This window comes from Afifella sp. H1R (assembly GCF_021462425.1).
Classification (GTDB): Bacteria; Pseudomonadota; Alphaproteobacteria; order Rhizobiales; family Afifellaceae; genus Afifella; species Afifella aestuarii.
The window spans coordinates 1,416,207-1,433,239 of the sequence record NZ_JAKEDY010000001.1 but is presented as its reverse complement, the minus strand read 5'-3'; the positions used below and the strand labels follow the sequence as shown (position 1 = coordinate 1,433,239).

At 63.3% G+C, this 17,033-nt stretch carries 17 protein-coding genes; 8 read left to right on the top strand and 9 right to left on the bottom strand.

Annotated features, from left to right (window positions below; genetic code table 11):
- Position 1 precedes the first annotated feature (1 nt).
- From L0F51_RS06850 to L0F51_RS06835, 4 genes are all read left to right on the top strand, one after another.
- Complete coding sequence (locus L0F51_RS06850; protein WP_234628484.1) at positions 2-931, top strand: ABC transporter permease; 930 nt, start codon at positions 2-4, stop codon at positions 929-931.
- Positions 931-1,728, top strand: a complete 798-nt coding sequence (locus L0F51_RS06845; protein WP_234628483.1) for an ABC transporter ATP-binding protein — start codon at positions 931-933, stop codon at positions 1,726-1,728. Before L0F51_RS06850 ends, L0F51_RS06845 begins: the two co-directional genes overlap by 1 nt.
- A 242-nt stretch (positions 1,729-1,970) precedes the next feature.
- Positions 1,971-3,053, top strand: a complete 1,083-nt coding sequence (locus L0F51_RS06840; RefSeq protein ID WP_234628482.1) for a hypothetical protein — start codon at positions 1,971-1,973, stop codon at positions 3,051-3,053.
- A 75-nt stretch (positions 3,054-3,128) separates the two neighbouring features.
- A complete protein-coding gene (locus tag L0F51_RS06835; protein ID WP_234628481.1) occupies positions 3,129-5,396 on the top strand; it encodes a DKNYY domain-containing protein in 2,268 nt (755 codons plus the stop codon).
- 46 nt (positions 5,397-5,442) lie between these two features.
- Here L0F51_RS06835 and L0F51_RS06830 read toward each other — a convergent pair whose 3' ends face one another.
- From L0F51_RS06830 to L0F51_RS06815, 4 genes are all read right to left on the bottom strand, one after another.
- Positions 5,443-6,624 carry an alanine racemase gene (locus L0F51_RS06830; protein WP_207145344.1) on the bottom strand — a complete coding sequence of 394 codons (1,182 nt, stop codon included), beginning with the start codon at positions 6,622-6,624 and terminating at the stop codon, positions 5,443-5,445.
- A 162-nt stretch (positions 6,625-6,786) separates the two neighbouring features.
- The gene (locus tag L0F51_RS06825) at positions 6,787-7,167 is read right to left on the bottom strand and encodes a hypothetical protein (protein ID WP_234628480.1); all 381 of its coding nucleotides are present in this window, start codon (positions 7,165-7,167) and stop codon (positions 6,787-6,789) included.
- 420 nt (positions 7,168-7,587) lie between these two features.
- The gene (gene metF / locus L0F51_RS06820; protein WP_234628479.1) at positions 7,588-8,481 is read right to left on the bottom strand and encodes a methylenetetrahydrofolate reductase [NAD(P)H]; all 894 of its coding nucleotides are present in this window, start codon (positions 8,479-8,481) and stop codon (positions 7,588-7,590) included.
- Positions 8,478-9,488: a metalloregulator ArsR/SmtB family transcription factor gene (locus L0F51_RS06815; protein ID WP_234628478.1), complete on the bottom strand. Its 1,011-nt coding sequence runs from the start codon at positions 9,486-9,488 to the stop codon at positions 8,478-8,480. The genes metF and L0F51_RS06815 overlap by 4 nt, the downstream gene beginning before the upstream one ends.
- 229 nt (positions 9,489-9,717) lie before the next feature.
- On the opposite strand from L0F51_RS06815, the gene L0F51_RS06810 reads away from it, so the two are divergent.
- Positions 9,718-10,296, top strand: a complete 579-nt coding sequence (locus tag L0F51_RS06810; RefSeq protein WP_234628477.1) for a TrmO family methyltransferase — start codon at positions 9,718-9,720, stop codon at positions 10,294-10,296.
- 238 nt (positions 10,297-10,534) lie between these two features.
- Positions 10,535-10,738 (top strand): cold-shock protein, encoded by a 204-nt coding sequence (locus L0F51_RS06805; protein WP_092810980.1) that lies wholly within the window; start codon positions 10,535-10,537, stop codon positions 10,736-10,738.
- A gap of 94 nt (positions 10,739-10,832) precedes the next feature.
- On the opposite strand, the gene L0F51_RS06800 is transcribed toward L0F51_RS06805, so the two are convergent.
- Positions 10,833-11,156, bottom strand: coding sequence for a c-type cytochrome (locus L0F51_RS06800; RefSeq protein WP_234628476.1), 324 nt, complete (start codon positions 11,154-11,156; stop codon positions 10,833-10,835).
- Between the two features lie 125 nt (positions 11,157-11,281).
- Between L0F51_RS06800 and L0F51_RS06795 the strand changes: the two genes are divergently transcribed.
- Positions 11,282-11,515: a KTSC domain-containing protein gene (locus tag L0F51_RS06795; RefSeq protein WP_234628475.1), complete on the top strand. Its 234-nt coding sequence runs from the start codon at positions 11,282-11,284 to the stop codon at positions 11,513-11,515.
- On the opposite strand, the gene L0F51_RS06790 is transcribed toward L0F51_RS06795, so the two are convergent.
- The 3 genes from L0F51_RS06790 to msrB all read right to left on the bottom strand — a co-directional run bounded on the left by L0F51_RS06790 (position 11,454) and on the right by msrB (position 12,796).
- The gene (locus L0F51_RS06790) at positions 11,454-11,996 is read right to left on the bottom strand and encodes a hypothetical protein (protein WP_234628474.1); all 543 of its coding nucleotides are present in this window, start codon (positions 11,994-11,996) and stop codon (positions 11,454-11,456) included. The two genes, L0F51_RS06795 and L0F51_RS06790, sit on opposite strands and share 62 nt — an antisense overlap.
- Positions 11,997-12,113: 117 nt before the next feature.
- Positions 12,114-12,314 carry a DUF2905 domain-containing protein gene (locus L0F51_RS06785; protein WP_234628473.1) on the bottom strand — a complete coding sequence of 67 codons (201 nt, stop codon included), beginning with the start codon at positions 12,312-12,314 and terminating at the stop codon, positions 12,114-12,116.
- Positions 12,315-12,343: 29 nt separating this feature from the next.
- Complete coding sequence (gene msrB / locus L0F51_RS06780; RefSeq protein ID WP_234628472.1) at positions 12,344-12,796, bottom strand: peptide-methionine (R)-S-oxide reductase MsrB; 453 nt, start codon at positions 12,794-12,796, stop codon at positions 12,344-12,346.
- Positions 12,797-13,005: 209 nt separating this feature from the next.
- Here msrB and L0F51_RS06775 point away from each other — a divergent pair, with 209 nt between their 5' ends.
- Positions 13,006-13,194: a hypothetical protein gene (locus L0F51_RS06775; protein ID WP_234628471.1), complete on the top strand. Its 189-nt coding sequence runs from the start codon at positions 13,006-13,008 to the stop codon at positions 13,192-13,194.
- A gap of 63 nt (positions 13,195-13,257) precedes the next feature.
- Here L0F51_RS06775 and L0F51_RS06770 read toward each other — a convergent pair whose 3' ends face one another.
- The gene (locus tag L0F51_RS06770; RefSeq protein WP_370642327.1) at positions 13,258-16,974 is read right to left on the bottom strand and encodes a hydantoinase B/oxoprolinase family protein; all 3,717 of its coding nucleotides are present in this window, start codon (positions 16,972-16,974) and stop codon (positions 13,258-13,260) included.
- Positions 16,975-17,033: the final 59 nt, after the last annotated feature.

The window sequence follows — 17,033 nt, the reverse complement described above, 5'->3', positions numbered from 1 at the left end:
TATGAGCCTTTTCGCCTTCGCTGGCGCCCTTGAATCGGGACTTCTGTTTTCGCTCGTCGCGCTCGGGGTGTTTCTCTCGTTCCGCGTGCTCGACTTTCCCGATTTGACGGTCGACGGCAGTTTTCCGCTCGGAGCGGCGGTTGCGGCCGCCGCTCTCGCCTCCGGTGTCGATCCGTTTCTTGCAACCGGGCTTGCGATCGTCGCAGGCTGGGGGGCAGGGCTCGTCACAGCGCTTCTCAACGTGCGCTTCGGCATCATGAACCTACTGTCCGGCATTCTGACGATGGTGGCGCTTTTCTCCATCAATCTCAGGATCATGGGCGGGCCGAACGTGCCCCTCTACAACGTCGATACGGTGTTCGACGTGGCGCAATCCTGGTTCGATTTCGGGCTTTGGACGAACACGGTCCTGATTGCGATCGTGGCCTTTGCGGCGAAGTTCCTCGTCGACTGGTTCTTGAAGACCGAGCTGGGGCTCGCCCTGCGCGCGTCCGGTGAGAACCCGGCCATGGCGGAGGCGCAGGGCATTGCGGTCGGGCGCATGGCGCTCGTCGGCATGGCGATCAGCAACGGCCTCGTCGCGCTCGCCGGCGCCTTGTTCGCGCAGCTTCAGGGTGTGGCGGATGTCTCCATGGGTATCGGCACGATCGTGACCGGCCTTGCCGCCCTCATCATCGGCGAGGCGATCCTCGGCCGGCGCATGGTCTTCGTCGCCACGCTCGGCTGCATCGTCGGCGCGCTCGTCTATCGTCTCTTTATCGCCCTGTCGCTCAGTGCCGGCTTCATCGGCATTCAGCCGCAGGACCTCAATCTCGTGACGGCGATCGTCGTTGCGATCGCCGTCGTCCTGTCCAAGGGGCGCGCGCAAAGAAACCGACGCAGGGCCGGCATGACGCCGCGCCGTGCGGCCGCCGCCAAGAGGGCCGGCTGATGCTGTCGTTGAATAACATCCACGTCACCTTCAACGCCGGCACGCCGACGGAGGTGAGGGCGCTCAGCGACATCAACCTCAAGATCGCGGATGGCGAGTTCGTCACCGTCATCGGCTCGAACGGCGCAGGGAAATCGACGCTTCTGTCGGTCGTCGTCGGCACGGTGAAGCCCGAACGCGGCAGCGTGCATCTCGATGGCGAGGACGTGACGGCCTGGTCTCCGCACCGTCGGGCGATGCATGTCGGCCGGGTCTTTCAGGAGCCGCGGCTCGGCACCTGCTCGTCCCTGTCGATCGAAGAAAACCTTGCGCTCGCGGCGGCGCGCGGCAAAAGCCGGGGCCTCAAGGGCGCACTCGGCACGCGGCAGAACCGCAAATGGCTCGCCGACCAGGTGGCGAAGCTCGAGATCGGGCTGGAAGACCGCATGACGCAGCCGGTCGGCACTCTGTCGGGCGGGCAACGCCAGGCGATCAGCCTGTTGATGGCAACGCTTCTGCCGATGAAGATCCTCGTTCTCGACGAGCATACGGCCGCGCTCGATCCGGGGGCTGCCGCGAAAGTCCTGGCGCTTTCCACAGAGATCGCCGAGACGCGCAAGCTCACGACGTTGATGGTGACGCATTCGATGCGCGATGCGCTGGCCGTCGGCCACCGCACCATCATGATGGATTCCGGCCGCATCGTCCTCGACTTCACCGAAGAGGAGCGGGCGAAACTCACCGTTCAGGATCTCTCGAGCCTGTTCGGACGCGCGATCGGAAAGCAGCTCGACGACGACAAGCTCATGCTCGCGTAAGAGTTCGCATGCGGGTTGTGGGCAGATTGTATAAGAGCTGTGGATTGGTTGTGGCTTTCCTGTTGAAAGAGGGCCGCCATCAGGTGCGGAAGGTGGAGAAAAAAGTGGCAGGATGGAGCAAATCCCTCTGTCCGCTTCGCCGCTTTGTCGGGCTCTTTCTTGTCGCCTTGGCGTTTGCCTTGGTGGGAGCTTCTTCCAGCGCTGCTCGGGAAAAGCCGGGCTTTTCTTTGCTTGAACGCCCAGTGGATGAGCTCACCTTCGAGCCAGATGGCTTTCCCGCGCTTACCTTCCGATCGGCATCTCCCGAGGGCTTCGAATGGGAGCGTCTCAATGTGGGACGAGACGACTTCAAGGCCGCAGAAATCTTCCCCGTCTTCCGCGAGGTGCTGGCTGGCCGGCATTCTGATGAGAGGCGGGCTGAGATCCACGTCTATGCGGCAGAGATTGACCTGAAAAGGGTTGGGCTTGGTATCGATTACGCCCGGTTGCTAGCCGCGGTCTGGGCTCCTTCCAACGGTGATGCGGTTTCGCATAGCGCTGTCTTCGGCGAGGCGCTCGGAACGAGCGAAGCGACAGAACCGGGCTTAAGAATGCGCATCTCCGTCTTTCGGCGAGGAAAGGCGCTTCTGATTGTTCGCGCAGAGGCGGAGGAAGACGACTGGTCGGGTTTTGAGACGGAGATCGCCACCTTTGTCGGCTCCATTTCATTTGTGGAGCCGGCGGCTGAAGATCCCGCCCTTCAAGATGCCAAGACGGTGCGCCTCGATGCCCCCGCAGAGGCTGGTGAGATCGAGACGCTGGAGATCGTTTTTCCGGCGCATTGGCGCGACCTCAATCTCTCCGCGTCCGCCCTGGACGGTAAAGGCGATATCCGTTTCCTCGTCGATGATGCCGATCCGCTGGAAAATACCGGGGTCATGCCATTTTCGTTTCGTCTTGCTGAGGGGAGGGTGCCGCACGGGGTCGAGGACGGAGGACGGCTCGCATCGGTTCTCGTGGAGGTCCTGCTTACCAATATGCTGCCCGGCCGCGAGCCCGGCCTGAAGCCTCTTGCGGGCGGCCGCTACGCCGATTTCGGTGATCTCACCGATTTCACCGGCTATTACACGTTTAAGGTGACGATCAAGGATTTCCCACGCGCAAGCGCGGCGAGCGCCCTCGTGACCGTGAACAAGGATCGTATCGTCGGCTTTGCCAGCATTTCAGCCTATCCAGAGGATCTCAGCCTATGGGGCGCACGCCTTCACGTGAATTACGTGAAGCATCAATTGGAAAAGGCGATCCGGGATTATTGGGAGCGCTCGGCGCAGTCGACGTCACGCTAGTAGGATTACCAGCAAGGATGGGTGGGCAAGTTACAACCAGGCGCTCACTCAGGGGTATATCGGAAGCTGTCGCCCATGACCGAACCGTCGTTGCTCGCCGCTCATGTCCCGCTCGAAAAGGATGCTTTCGACCGCTTCCTGAAAACCATAGCCCCAGTCTTTGCCGAGCCTGCAGCCAGCATCATCGTCGATCGGAGCGAAGACTGGCTCATCCTGCGCTATCTGAAGAGTGAGGCGGCGGCTTTCCTCGCCTTCATCTACAATTGGGGCGACACGGGCGAAGAGATCATGGCACGGCCTTACTTCGACGCCTTCTTGAAGATCGCGGACTTCATGCCAGAAGGCGCAAGCGGCCGGCTGCTAATCTCGGCAGGAGCGATGAACTTCCTGACGGATCCGATCGATGCGGCCTTCACGCTCACAAAGAAGGGCGGTGCGCGTCGGGATGACGACGGGCTCGACGAGGACGAGAAAAAGCGCTTCGACGCCCTGCTGAACAAATACATGTTCGGCTCCAAGCCCTACGAGCAGCCCTATCAAGAGGCGATTGGGCGAAGTACCGTTCTCGGCGCGCGCATTCGCAGGAGAGTTCGCACGCTGATCGAGACGCGGCGTCGTGAGATCGCCAGGGAGCGCCTGCCTCAGGCGACGCTTTTGAGGCCGGTGCGCCTGTTTGAAGGTTTCCATTACAACGGACACTTCACGACGCATTACGACACCGGCAGGCTATGGCCGCTGCCGGGGTTCGATGCCTTTACGGCCGAACAGACGTCGTGGGGTGCCAAGGATGCGCGCCATGCCGTGGTCGGCCGTCGCCTGATCGAGACCGATCCCGCTTCGTTCCGGGCCATCCCGACCGAGCCCGAAATGGAGCGATGCCTCTATCGCGATGATCGACAGGTCTACACGCCCACGGGCGAGGTGATTTCGGGCGCGGATCCTGAAAGCTTCGAATATGTCGGTGGCGGCTACGCGCGCGACAAGCGCCGCTGGTACACGATCGAGGGAACCGTGCTGGACGATGTCGGCAAGGAAGGGCATGTCGACACCCGGCTCTACTATACGCGCGACGCTTTGCTGATCGGCGAACGGGCGGTCTATCTCGGCGGGAAGCCCCTACCCGTCGATCCAGGCAGCGTCGAGGTGGTCCGGCTCGAACGCGTCCGGCAAAGAGGGATGCGCGAGCATAGCCTTGGATGGCTTGTCGACCGGGATGGCGCCCTCATCATTCATGACGTGATCAGCGCGTTCAAAGAACCGGAGTGGCAGCGGACGGATGACCCGGAAGCGCTGTGGGATGCGTTGAAGGAGGCTGATGAAAAGACGCTGCTGCCGCCTCTCCCAAGAGAGCTGCACGAATTCGAGGCGATCTGTCCCAAGGACGATCCCGATCCGGCTCAACTTCAATTGATCGCCGAGTTCGGGGCCGGCTGGTTTGCCAGAAACACGGAAGCGTTTCTCGCCGAACGGCCTTTTGACGATCGCTTCTGGTGGCTGATGGTGAAGTATTTCTACGCTTGCTGGACCCTCGGCCGCGGCGACGACATCGTGGAGCTTTATGAGCGTGTCGCGGCAGATGCCTGGTGGAACCCCTATGTCTTCCATCATGCAGCCTGCGCCTATGTCGCTGCGGGCGACCATCAGCCGGCTCTGAAGGCCGTCTATCTCGCCCTGGCCTGCGGCTATGACCGGATCGACGACATGCTGGTGGATCAGGATCTTTCACCGCTCTTTTCGAGGGACGAGTTCCAGCGCCTCAAAGCCTTTCGCGAGGCCAACAAACAGGTGCGGCGCCCCTTCCTGCCACTCGTCGCATTGCAGTCGTTGGCCACCCGAGCCTTCGATGATGGGGCTATGAGCTTGGTCTGGTCGTTGACCAATCGTTTTTTCATTCCCGACAGGGCGGCGCTGGAGAACCGCTTGCCTGACCAAGAAATAAGGAACCTCTACCGTCAATTGTTGCTTCAGGTCGCCGATGACCTTGTCCGCGCTCAGTGGGATGGAACTGACGAGATACGTCTGGATAAGCGCTTCTACCGTCGGATCCGCGATATCGAAGGTCTTTCGCCGGCCGTCCACCTCGCCGGCGCTCTTTTCTTGTTCTCAGAAGGTTTCTTCTGGGTCGACATGAAGCGCGACGATAACGAGGAGCGCGGGGAATTCGTCGAGGCGGTGGAAGCGCTCGGGCGCATGCGCCAGGCCCTGGCCGAAAACCCGGCAGCGGCCGAGGATGCTCTCTGGATGGACCTGTCCACCCATGCCTTTGTCGCACCTTTCGTTGCGCTCGCTGACGCTGGAGGTCATCGAGGTGCTCATCGCGATCGCCCGGACCGCGGACAATGAAGATATCCGCCCCAAAGCTGAAATCGGTCTGTAAGGCCGGAGGAGCTCAGTCGGCCATGGTCTCGATCGCGGCAAAGCCTTCCGGCTTATCGCCTTCGTCGAAGGGCGTTTCCACCTCGACGACCGTGTCGGGATAGAAGCCGTTGAAGCGGCTTCGAAGCGACAGGGAATAGGCGCCGATATGGCCGATTTCGATCCAGTCGCCGGTATCGACCGTCTCCGGCAGCCAGAAGGGGCGCGAGAGAATGTCGACGCTGTCGCAGGTGGCGCCGCACACCTTGAACGGCACGATCTCGTGCGGATTGCCGGAGCGGCGCTTGCGGGCCGGATCGGGAATGAAGCGGGCGGGAAGGGTGATCTTGCCCGTCCAGGAATCTGAGAGCGACGCCCAGATGCCGTCGTTGATGTAGATGCGTTTGCCCTTTTTCAGGAGCACGCGGACGATCAGCGAAATGGAGCGGGCGACGATGACGCGACCCGGCTCGGCAATGAGCGGCAGGTCGGCAAAACCCCATTCCGTCAGATCTTTTCGAAGCCGCGCCATGATCTCGTCGCGGTCCGGCATGATGCGCTTCTTGCGGCGCGGATCGTAGCCATAGGGCGCTGGAAATCCGCCGCCGACATCGAGCGCCGTCAGCTCGACACCGGAGCGGGCACGCACCCAATCCGCCGAGCCGAGGGCGCGCTCGTAGATTTCCGGGTCTTCGATCTGGCTGCCGACATGGAAGCAAAGGGCCGGCTTGAAGCCGATGCCGGCGATGCGCTGCAAAAGCTCCACCGCATGGGCGGGGGTGGCGCCGAACTTCTTCGACAATTCGTAGGTGGCCGAACCCTTGGTCTGCAGACGCACGAACAAGGTCAGATCTGCCGGATCGAAATCGAGCGCCCGCACGATCCGCAGGATTTTGGCCACCTCATCCTCGTGGTCGAGGGAGAGGGTGCGGATGCCGTAGCTTTCGAGCGCCAGGCGGATATCCGACTGCGCCTTCACCGGGTGCATGTAGAGGAGTTCGGCGTTGGGCGAGGCTTCGCGCGCGGCCGCAAATTCGGCGGGACTGGCGACGTCGAAGGTTTTCACGCCGGCATCGGCGATCGCCTTGAGAACGAAGGGCTCGCCATTGGTTTTGACGGCATAGGCCGTCTTGCCAGGGAACGCCTGCGCAAAATGCGCAACGTCCTCGGCGAGGACCTGTGGATGGAAACAATAGACCGGAACATCCGGCCGCATCTCCAGCGCAGCCTCGCGTGCGTCGGTGAAGGTTTTGATCGTTTTGGCCCCGTCGTCTTCAGGAATCGCCGTTGGCGGTGTTTAGCAGGACAGGGCGGCCGGGCGAAGACCCGCCGGCATATTATCCGCGTCGTCTTTCCCGTCTCGGCGCAGGTTTTTCGATCAGCTCCGGTGCAGTTCGTCCATATCGTGGATGCGGGGTCTGCGCCGTGCGCCCGCGACGGCCACGGCTGGGCGGGGGGCCGGGCGCGGAGACAGAGACGGGAGCGCCATCAGGCGCAGGCGCCGGCGCCGTTTCGGGCCGATGGGCGGCTCGTCGCCTTCCTCCGCCGACAGAAGGACGCCGCTTGCGGTCACCGCGCCGCCGAAGGTGAGGGCAAAGAAAGCCGCCAGAAGGGCGAGCGGCAGAAGGGGCGTGGATGAGTGAGAGATCAGCGTCCACAAACCGCCGGTGTCGAAGCCCAGCAGAATCGCCAGGAACAACCAGCCGACGAGAGCGCCAAGCGCGATGTGCACGAACAGGAAGCGAAACAGATGGGGCAAGGTCGCGTCCTCCGCAAAAACGGTATTCTATAATACTTCTAAGTTCATATCCAGATGCGAAAACAGTGTCGGAGAGCGGCTCTTCAGGCCCTTGGAGGCGTGCGGAAACAAAAAAAATCTATGCCGGCTTAGCGGGAATGTCGCGCCGCAGCATGCCTAAGCCGCTGGTATTTCAGAGAGAATCTGGCTGCGGCGACCTGCCGCATGAAGAGAACAATGCGTCGCAATGACGAAAAACATTCCTGTCAGCAATGTTTGGCGTTAGACTTTAGGCGTAAAAGATGCGGGAGGATGCCATGAACCTGGCGAAATCAATCAACATGATCGCCTTGATATCTGCCTTTGTCTTTATCTGCGCGATCGTGCTGGGCGCGGTGTGATATCGGCGACGTCCAACTCTTCTCCGGCTGCGCGGCGGGCTCATGCCGCGCAGCATGTCCTTTCCCCTTCGAAAACTCCTGCCGCTTTCAAGACCGCCGAGACGAGGCGGTGTTGGTTCATCGTGTAGATATGAAAGCCGGAGACGCCGCGCTGCGCGAGATCGTCGATCTGGCGCGCGGCGAGGTCGACCGCGGCTTCGAAATGCGCCTCGCCTGAAAGCTCCGATAGCGGCAGAAGATGCTCCGGGATGCGCGCGCCGCAGCGGCCGGCAAAGGAATGCACGGCGGCGAAGCGGTGCACAGGCAGGATGCCCGGCACGATCGGAATCGTGATGCCGGCGGCCGCAACCTTCTCCACATACCGTTCAAAATCGTCATTGTCGTAGAAGAACTGCGTCAGGGCACGGGTCGCGCCGGCATCGACCTTGCGCTTCAGGATGTCGATTTCGGTGTCCCAGTCGGGGCTTTCCGGATGGCGCTCCGGATAGGCGCTGACGGAGATCTCGAAATCGTCGATGCGGCGAAGGCCGCGGATCAAGTCGGCCGTATCGGTGTAGCCCTCCGGATGCGGGGCGTAAGGCGTGCCAGGCCCCTCGGACGGGTCGCCGCGCAGGGCCACGAAATGCCTGACGCCGAAGGTTTGAAAGGTCGCGATCGCCTCGTTCGTCGCGGAGCAGGCGGCAGAGACGCAGGTGAGATGCGCGGCCGTCGGCAAGCCGACTTCCTGCGTCAGCATCTCCACCGCCGCGAAAGAGCGGTCCTTCGACGTGCCGCCGGCGCCATAGGTGACGGAGACGAAATCCGGCGCAAAGGCTTTGAGCCGCTCTGCCGTGTCTTTGAAGGCGGCGAATTGCTCGGGCTTCTTGGGCGGAAAGAACTCGAATGAGAGCTCGAGCCTCTTCGGTCCGGCGGCGTGGTGGGCTGCAGGCGTCATGCGAGCGCTCCTTCCTGGAGGGGTTCCGCGTCTTCGTCGGCCTCGGCCTTGAAGGCTGTCGCGATGGTGACCGTCAAATGCTCGTCCTCTCTGGCCGGAGACTTGGGGGCGAGGTGCTGGATGGAGAATTGCTCGAGGGCGGTGGCCGACAGCCATTGCGTGAGCTGCTCGTCGGAGAAGCCGAGCCTCAGATGCGCGTGGTTCTGGCGCAGGAATTCCAGATGATGGGGCGCGAAGTCGACGACGAGCAGCATCCCGCCCGGAGCCAGAACCCGAGCCGCCTCCGAAAGTGCCGCCCTCGGATCTTCCAGAAAATGCAGAACTTGATGGATGACGACGACGTCAAAGGACGCGCGCGGCAGGGGAAGATTGAGCGCATCGCCGCTGCGCAGCCGCACATGCGAGAGGCCCGCGCGTTCCAGGCTCGTCCGTGCGAGCGCCAGCATCTGCGGCGAGCGATCGATGCCCGTCAGCCGCTCGGCGCAATCGGCAAGGAGTTCGAGCATGCGGCCGGTGCCGGTGCCGATGTCGAGGAGAGAACGGGGATGGTGGCCGCTCAGCGCGGCGCGGATTGCCGCCTCGACCTCCTTTTCGGGCACGTGCAGGGAACGCAGCCGATCCCATTCCTCGGCATGGCGCGCGAAATAGAGTTCTGCCGTTTCCTGGTTGCGGCGGCGAATGAGCTCCAGCCTGTCGCGATCGCGGCGCAAATCCGTCTCGTTGCGCAAGGGATCGGCCTGCATGGCGGCCAGGGCCGCCCGCGCCAACGCCGCCGCTTCGCCGTCGGAGGCCAGCCGGTAATAGACATGCGCGCCTTCCGGCAGCCGGCGAATGATGTCGGCCTCCGTCAAGATCTTCAGATGCCGGGAGATGCGCGGCTGCGACTGGCCGAGGATTTCCACGAGCTCCTTGACGGGGCGCTCGCCCTCGGCAAGCAGCGCCACAAGGCGGAGCCGGGTTTCATCGGCAAGCGCCTGGGCGGCGCGCGCAAGTTTCGTCAGGCCCATCGAGACCTCTTTCAAAAAGATATAAAGATAGCATTATATCTTTTTGGAGTGTGGTGCAACGGTCGGCGTTCGTCTGCCTGCCGGGGCCGATCGTCCTGCAGCCGCCGTCTCGCCACCGCTATCCCGCGAATGCCACCCGCAGCCGCCGTCTCGCAGCCTCGTGCTTGCGACGCTCTCACGCTTGAACCGCGCCGCGACCTTTGCCTAACTCCTTCGAAAGGAGAGGCACATGGCGGACGACAGGAACGATTCCGGGACGGTGGGCTCCGGCTCGCAACAGGAAAAATCGGATGCCAGGGCCCGTTCGTGGGAAAACCCGACGCGGAAGGGGGAGATCGCACTCGCTTTCGATCCGGGCGAACGAACGCCTGACGCGGGTCTCGTCTATATCGGTCATGCCAAGACGCCGTGGGTTGGACCCGGCGAATGCCCGCGCAACATCCGTCAGGCGCGCGAGCGAGCGGAGGCCGAAGCGGGTCTCGGCTTTTCGCTGCAGATCGACGAGCCCTACCGGCCAGGCCTTGCCGATTATCGACCGGGTCAGGTGGTTTTCGTGCTCATGTGGATGGACGGGGCGCGACGCGATCTCATCGTCCAGGCGCCGAAGCATCGCGAAAGGCCGGCCGGCGTCTTCTCTTTGCGCTCGCCGGTGCGGCCCAATCCGATCGGGTTGTCGCTCGTCTCCATCCTGGAGGTGGAGCAGGAGAGGGGGATCATCGTCGTCGATGCCCTCGATTGTCTTGATGGTACGCCGATCATCGATTTGAAGCCCTGGACGCAGACGGCCGACATTCCAGCCGCGCGCTGAGACTGGCTGAAAAGCGGATTTCAATGCCGGAGACCGCGGAAGCCGATTTCGGCGTTCTGACACGGCCTTGAAACGGCCCTCTTCGTTCTCCATATTCCCGTCATCCAGGGCGACTTCATGGGCGCCCGCGCCACAAGCCCCGCGAAAGCCGGGCGGCGCATATTCCCAATCAATCCATCACATCGCTGAACGCAGCCGCGGAGCGCGGCGCGAAAGTGAGTCAAAGGACACCCGAATTATGCACACAGGCAACGTTGTCTGGTTCGACACCCGCCGAGGCTTCGGCTTTATCCGCCCCGATGAGGGCGCCGACATTTTTGTTCACCGCACCGCGCTGGAGCGCGCCGGGCTGGCGACGCTTCAGCCCGACCAGATCGTCTTCTTCGACGTCGAGATGCGCGATGGCGCACCGACGGCGACGGATCTGACCGCCCTCAATTGAGGCGGAGCCCCGGTTTCGGGGATCGAAGACTTTTCCATGGACGGGCCGCCGCGTGCGGCCCGTTTCGATTCCGACTGCCGCGTTTGGCCAGGTCTCAGCCGCGAAGCGCGTCGATATAGGCGGTGAGGTCGCGGATCTCCTGTCGCGTCAGGCTCATATCCGGCATCACCGGATGCGGGTCGGCGAGGAAGGCGGCAAGCGCCGCGAGGCCCTTGCCGCGATATTTCTCTCCGATTGCGGCGAAGCTCGGTGCGGCGGGCGTGGCGCTCGTCTGCGTCTCCATGACGACGTGGCAGGCGGCACACCATTTCTGGGCGATCGCCTGTCCCTCCTGCACATCTCCCGCCGCCAAGGCCGGTGGGGCGAGAGACAAAAGCACCGCGAGAGCGCAGGCCGAGTGATGCAGGGACGAGGACATGAGGGCCTCCGAAGAGTTTCTTGGCACCTTGCGCATGTTAAACCGCAGATCGGCATTCTTCAGCGGACGCTTCGCCGCTTCCTCCGTCTCGCCGGCCAGGGGGCCAAGCCTAGATACGTGCTCGCATGGAGGTTCTGGAGCATGTCTTTCAATCGGAGGCATTGAAGCAGGCGCTCTACGTGCCGGCGGAGAAAGCGCTTTTCATCGCTTTCCAGACGGGTCGCATTTACCGCTACGACCATGTCCCGAAAGCGATCTTCACCGGGCTCACGGAGGCGCAGTCGGCGGGCGCCTATTTCAATGCCGTCGTTCGTCATTATCCGTATCGGGAGGTGGAGACGACGTCTCTGCAGCGCTAGAGGGCCGGCGCGGCCGCGGCTTCAGGGTGAGCGAGCCAGTATATTCGAGTGCCGTCCGATCCTTCATGTTGAGAATGACACGGATGGTGCCGCCGCCGCTCAGGCCTCGATATTTGCCGGTGCCATCGATGGCGACCCACTCGCCGGCGCGTTCTCCGTCCGAGGTCCAGGAGAGCCACCAGAGATCGCGGTCATGGTCGATGGTCGTGCAGATCCCGGCGCCAAACGGCGTCTCGCCTTCGGCCGTATAGAGCGTTCCCACACAATCCTGCGCGCTCAGATGCAGCGGGCTCGCCTCTCTCTTGTCCTTGATGATGCCCTTCTGGACGATGGCGGTGAGACGGCGTCCCTCGCCGAGCCGCGTCTGTCGGTTGGTCGTGGTGTAGACGACGGTGCCATCCGTCTCCAAGGCGGGGACCTGCGCTTCGGCTGCTACGGGCGCGATGACAGCCAACATCAGCCCAAGAATGGCGGTTCGCATGAGATCTGCCTCCCCCCGGCACAGCCTCGACCGAAGCGCAGGATGGGGCAGCTTGTGGTTGAGCGCAAGGCAGGTTTTCGGCCGCGTTGGTCGCGGCCTTTTCCGCTCTTTGCCGGCCTACCTGTTGAAGAACCACAGGATGAGCGAGAGGACGAGGCTCACGATCACCATCGTGGTGATCGGAAAATAGAACGAGACATTCTCCCGCTCCACCGCGATGTCGCCGGGCAGGCGGAAGAGGCCGAACCTCGAAAGGAGCGGCCAGAGGAGGCCCGCCGCGACGAGGGCGAGCCCGATGAGGATCAGCGTCTTCGACATCGTGCCGTGTCAGCTCGCAGGCGCGCCGGTCATTCCGTCTCGAATTCGAGCGCGGCCGAATTCATGCAATAGCGCAGACCCGTCGGGCGCGGCCCGTCGGGGAAGACGTGACCGAGATGGCTGTCGCAGCGGGCGCAGCGCGTCTCGATGCGGCGCATGCCGTGGGACGTGTCCTCGATCTCGCGCACATGTTCCGGATCGAAGGGCTCGTAGAAGCTCGGCCAGCCGGTGCCGGATTCGAATTTCGTCACCGAGCGGAAGAGCGGGAGGCTGCAGAGCTTGCAGGTGTAGACGCCATCCTCCTTGTTGGTGAGAAGACCGCCGCAGAAGGGCGTCTCCGTGCCGTGGTCGAGCATGATGTGGCGCTCTTCCGGCGTCAGCTTTTCGGCGAGCCTGTTGCGTTCGGCGCCGCGGATCGGCGTCAGATCATAGCCGGATTGCGAAACATGCTGGCCATCGGTCTGGGCGGCGGTGTCGGTCATGAGAGATCTCCCTGTTTGAAGAGGGATATAGGGAGCGATTGCCGGCTGCGAAGACGGTGCCTGGCGATCGGCTGCATCTTCTGGACATGAGAATGGTCGATGCGCGGGTCGATCAACGCCGATCCTGCGGGGGGAGGAGAGGCGCCTGGCGGCGGGAACGAACCCTGTGCGCCCCGCATTGTGGCACGGAACATAAGACGGAGAACGAAATGGCTGAAAGCTCAGGCGGCAACACCTTCCTCGCCTTCATCGTCGGGGCGCTTCTCGTCCTCGTCGTCATCCTCTTCCTGGCACTCGGCGGCGTGAACCTCTTCACGGGTGGCGGCGGCGGTGGGCCGGACGTGAACGTCGACATCCAGGCGCCTGCGCCGGGTGGTGGCGACGGCGGCGGCAGCTGAGCCGGTCGCAAGGTTTTCTTTCAAGACGGCGCGGAGGTGTTCCGCGCCGTCCGTGTATGAGCGTCAGGCTGCCCCAAATCCCCCGCCGGTCGGCGTCGTTACGATCACCGCTTCTCCGGCCTTCAGAACCGTCTGGTCGGCGCCTTCGAGTTCTTCAAGGCTTCCGTCGAGGCGGCGGATTTCGGTTTTGCCGACTTGCCCGGCCGCGCCGCCTTTGAGCCCGTGCGGGGCAACTTTTCGGTGGGAGGAAAGGATGGCGCAGTCCATTTCTTCCAGGAAGCGGATGGTGCGGCGCGTGCCTGATCCGGCCGAAAACGTGCCGCGTCCGCCCGAGCCGTGGCGAATATGAAAATCCTCAAGCAGCACCGGATAACGCATCTCCAGGACTTCCGGATCGGTGAGGCGTGAATTGGTCATGTGCACATGGACGCCATCCGTGCCGTCGAAGCCGGTGCCGTCGTTCATCGTGCCGGCCGGTGAGCCCGAACAGATCGTCTCGTAATACTGGTAGGTGGCGTTGCCGAAGGTGAGGTTGTTCATCGTGCCTTCGGAGGCCGCCATGGCGCCGAGCGCGCCGAAGAGGGCGTTCGTCACCTGCTGGCTCGTTTCCACATTGCCGGCGACGACGGCGCGCGGATATTCCGGCGACAGCATCGAACCTTTCGGGAGAACGATTTCGATCGGCTCCAGGCAGCCGGCATTCATCGGGATGTCGGCCTCCACCATGACGCGGAATGCGTAAAGCACGGCGGCGCGCGTCACCGGGGCAGGGGCGTTGAAGTTGTTCTCCTTCGCCGCCGACGTGCCGGTGAAATCGACCTTGGCGGAACGGTTCTCTTTGTCGACCGTGATCGCCACCTTGATCACGGCGCCCTGGTCGGTTTCGACGGAAAATTCCGAATCCTTCAGGCTCTCGATGACGCGGCGGACGCTTTCGGCCGCATTGTCGCGCACATGGCGCATATAGGCCTGCACGACGTCGAGCCCGAACTCCGCCACCATCTTGCGCATCTCCGCGACGCCCTTTTCGTTGGCGGCGATCTGCGCCTTCAGATCGGCGACGTTCTGGTCCGGGTTGCGGCAGGGATAGGCATGGTCGGTCAAAAGCTCGCGGAGCGCGTCTTCGCGAAAACGGCCCTGATCGACGAGTTTGAAATTGTCGATGAGGACGCCTTCCTCGTCGACGTTGGTTGCCCGCGGCGTCATCGAGCCCGGCGCCACGCCGCCGACATCGGCATGGTGGCCGCGCGAGGCGACCCAGAAGAGGATCTCGTTGCCCGCCTCTTTCCCAGTTTCGGCGAAAACCGGTGTGACGACGGTGATGTCGGGCAGGTGCGTGCCGCCGTTGTAGGGGGCGTTGAGGGCGTAGACGTCGCCGGGGCGAATGTCCGGGTTCTTCTCGCGCACCGTCTCCACCGAGCGGTCCATGGAGCCCAAATGCACCGGCATGTGCGGGGCGTTGGCGACGAGCGTGCCGTTCGGCCCGAAGACCGCGCAGGAGAAATCGAGGCGCTCCTTGATGTTCACCGAATAGGCGGTGTTCTGCAGCGTCACGCCCATCTGCTCGGCGATCGACATGAAGAGGTTGTTGAAGATCTCGAGAAGCACCGGATCGGCCCTGGTGCCGATCGCGTGGTCGCGCGCCATCGCTTCGGTGCGCGTCAGGATGACGTGGTTCTTCGCCGTGATCTCCGCCGACCAGCCGGGCTCGATGACGATCGTCTGATGGTCCTCGATGATGAGCGCCGGGCCCTTGAGGCGGGCGCCGGGGGAGAGCTCGGCGCGCTGCGCGATCGCAGCCTCGTGCCAGTCGCCGGCCGAAAAGAAGCGGGTCGTCGCTTCCGGCCGCACGTCCTCAGAGATCGTGTCCGTTTCCGGCTCGTCGATGTCGGCGCCGCCGCCGACGGCTTCCACCTCGACCTGCTCGGCGATCAAGGGCTTGTCGTCGTAGATGAAGCCGAACTGGGCGCGGTGGGCATCTTCGAAGGCGGATCGCATTTCAGCCGCCTTGCCGAAAGGCACCGGGATCGGCGTATCGGTGCCCTCGTAGCGCAGATGCGCCTTGGCGATAATCGTGATCTCTGAATCGCTTATCGCCTGGTCTTGAAGCTCTTTGCGGGCCTCTTCCTCAAGTTCTGATTCAACGCGTTGAAGTTCTGATTCAGAATCCGCTTCGAGCGGCAGGACGGTGGCGCGGCTCTTGTTGGCGCGCACATCGGCGAGGCCCATGCCGTAGGCGGAGAGGACGCCCGAAAGCGGGTGGATATGTACCTTCTGCATGCCGAGCCGGTCGCCGATCTGGCAGGCGTGCTGGCCGCCGGCGCCGCCGAAGCAGGAGAGCGCGTAATGGGTGACGTCGTGGCCGCGCTCGACCGAGATCTTCTTGATGGCGTTCGCCATGTTTTCGACGGCAATCTTGAGGAAGCCGTCGGCGATCTCCTCAGGCGTTCGGTGCCTGCCGTTCTCGTCCGCTCCGATCTCCTCCGCGAGAGCTTCGAAGCCCTTTTTGACCGCTGCGATATCGAGCGGCTCGTCCTGGTTCGGGCCAAAAATCGCCGGGAAATTCTCCGCCCGGATTTTGCCGGCCATGATGTTGGCGTCGGTGACGGTGAGGGGACCGCCGCGGCGGTAGGCGGCCGGTCCGGGATCGGCGCCGGCCGAGGCGGGGCCGACCTGAAAGCGGCCCGAGGCGTAAGAGAGGATCGAGCCGCCGCCGGCGGCCACCGTGTGGATGCGCATCATCGGGGCGCGCATTCTGACCCCTGCCACTTCCGTCTCGAAGGCGCGTTCGAGGTCGCCCGCAAAATGCGAGACGTCGGTCGAGGTGCCGCCCATGTCAAAGCCGATGATCTTGTCGAGACCGGCCATCTTTGCGGTCTCGGTCGCGCCGACGACGCCGGCGGCGGGGCCTGACAGGATCGCGTCCTTGCCGGCGAAGAGTTCGGCCGCCGTCAGACCTCCTGAAGACATCATGAACATGAGGCGGGGCGCATCGGGATCGTGCGGCTCGGCCGGGTCCGCCGTTTCCTTGATGCCGAGATCGCGGGCGACGCGGGCGATGTAGCGAGCGAGGATCGGCGAGAGATAGGCGTCGACCACCGTCGTATCGCCACGGCCGACGAGTTTGACGAGCGGTGAGGTTTCGTGGCTGACGGAGACCTGGGTGAAGCCCATGTCGCGGGCGATTTCCGCGACGGTTGCCTCGTGCTCGGGGTATTTCCAGGCATGCATGAAGACGATCGCGAGCGCGTCGAAGCCGTCGTCCTTCAAGGCCTGAAGCGTCTTGCGGATCGCGGCTGCATCAGGTGCCGCCTCGACCGTGCCGTCGGCGCGCACGCGCTCGTCGATTTCTTCGACGCGATCATAGAGGAGGTCCGGCAGGACGATCTTCTTCGCAAAGATATCGGGGCGCGCCTGGTAGCCGATGCGAAGCGCGTCGCGGAAACCTCTGGTGATCAAAAGGGCCGTGCGCTCGCCCTTGCGTTCCAGGAGCGCGTTGGTGGCGACCGTCGTGCCCATCTTGACCGCGCCGATCTTCTCCGACGGCATTTTCTCGCCAGCCGGAACCTCGAGAAAGCGGCGGATCGCCTCGATCGCCGCGTCGTCATAGGCGCCGGGATTTTCCGACAGGAGCTTCATCGCAGAGAGTGCGCCCGTGGGATTGCGGGCCACGACATCCGTGAAGGTGCCGCCCCTATCGATCCAGAAGTCCCATTTCCCGCCGGCTTCCGATTGTGCCACGATCGTCTCTCCCGTCGCTCGATTGGCTATCGGAAGCATGTCGGGAAGAAAACGTCAACACAACGTTGACAAATCGTCGGGGTGCGAACAGTCTCGGC

What these genes read in the sequence shown, in the direction of transcription:
- L0F51_RS06850 (WP_234628484.1), top strand. Translation starts at nt 2, where the DNA reads ATGAGCCTTTTCGCCTTCGCTGGCGCCCTTGAATCGGGACTTCTGTTT.
- L0F51_RS06845 (WP_234628483.1), top strand. Translation starts at nt 931, where the DNA reads ATGCTGTCGTTGAATAACATCCACGTCACCTTCAACGCCGGCACGCCG.
- L0F51_RS06835 (WP_234628481.1), top strand. Translation starts at nt 3,129, where the DNA reads ATGACCGAACCGTCGTTGCTCGCCGCTCATGTCCCGCTCGAAAAGGAT.
- L0F51_RS06830 (WP_207145344.1), bottom strand. Translation starts at nt 6,624, where the DNA reads ATGCGGCCGGATGTTCCGGTCTATTGTTTCCATCCACAGGTCCTCGCC.
- metF (WP_234628479.1), bottom strand. Translation starts at nt 8,481, where the DNA reads ATGACGCCTGCAGCCCACCACGCCGCCGGACCGAAGAGGCTCGAGCTC.
- L0F51_RS06815 (WP_234628478.1), bottom strand. Translation starts at nt 9,488, where the DNA reads ATGGGCCTGACGAAACTTGCGCGCGCCGCCCAGGCGCTTGCCGATGAA.
- L0F51_RS06810 (WP_234628477.1), top strand. Translation starts at nt 9,718, where the DNA reads ATGGCGGACGACAGGAACGATTCCGGGACGGTGGGCTCCGGCTCGCAA.
- L0F51_RS06805 (WP_092810980.1), top strand. Translation starts at nt 10,535, where the DNA reads ATGCACACAGGCAACGTTGTCTGGTTCGACACCCGCCGAGGCTTCGGC.
- L0F51_RS06800 (WP_234628476.1), bottom strand. Translation starts at nt 11,156, where the DNA reads ATGTCCTCGTCCCTGCATCACTCGGCCTGCGCTCTCGCGGTGCTTTTG.
- L0F51_RS06795 (WP_234628475.1), top strand. Translation starts at nt 11,282, where the DNA reads ATGGAGGTTCTGGAGCATGTCTTTCAATCGGAGGCATTGAAGCAGGCG.
- L0F51_RS06790 (WP_234628474.1), bottom strand. Translation starts at nt 11,996, where the DNA reads ATGCGAACCGCCATTCTTGGGCTGATGTTGGCTGTCATCGCGCCCGTA.
- L0F51_RS06785 (WP_234628473.1), bottom strand. Translation starts at nt 12,314, where the DNA reads ATGTCGAAGACGCTGATCCTCATCGGGCTCGCCCTCGTCGCGGCGGGC.
- msrB (WP_234628472.1), bottom strand. Translation starts at nt 12,796, where the DNA reads ATGACCGACACCGCCGCCCAGACCGATGGCCAGCATGTTTCGCAATCC.
- L0F51_RS06775 (WP_234628471.1), top strand. Translation starts at nt 13,006, where the DNA reads ATGGCTGAAAGCTCAGGCGGCAACACCTTCCTCGCCTTCATCGTCGGG.
- L0F51_RS06770 (WP_370642327.1), bottom strand. Translation starts at nt 16,974, where the DNA reads ATGCTTCCGATAGCCAATCGAGCGACGGGAGAGACGATCGTGGCACAA.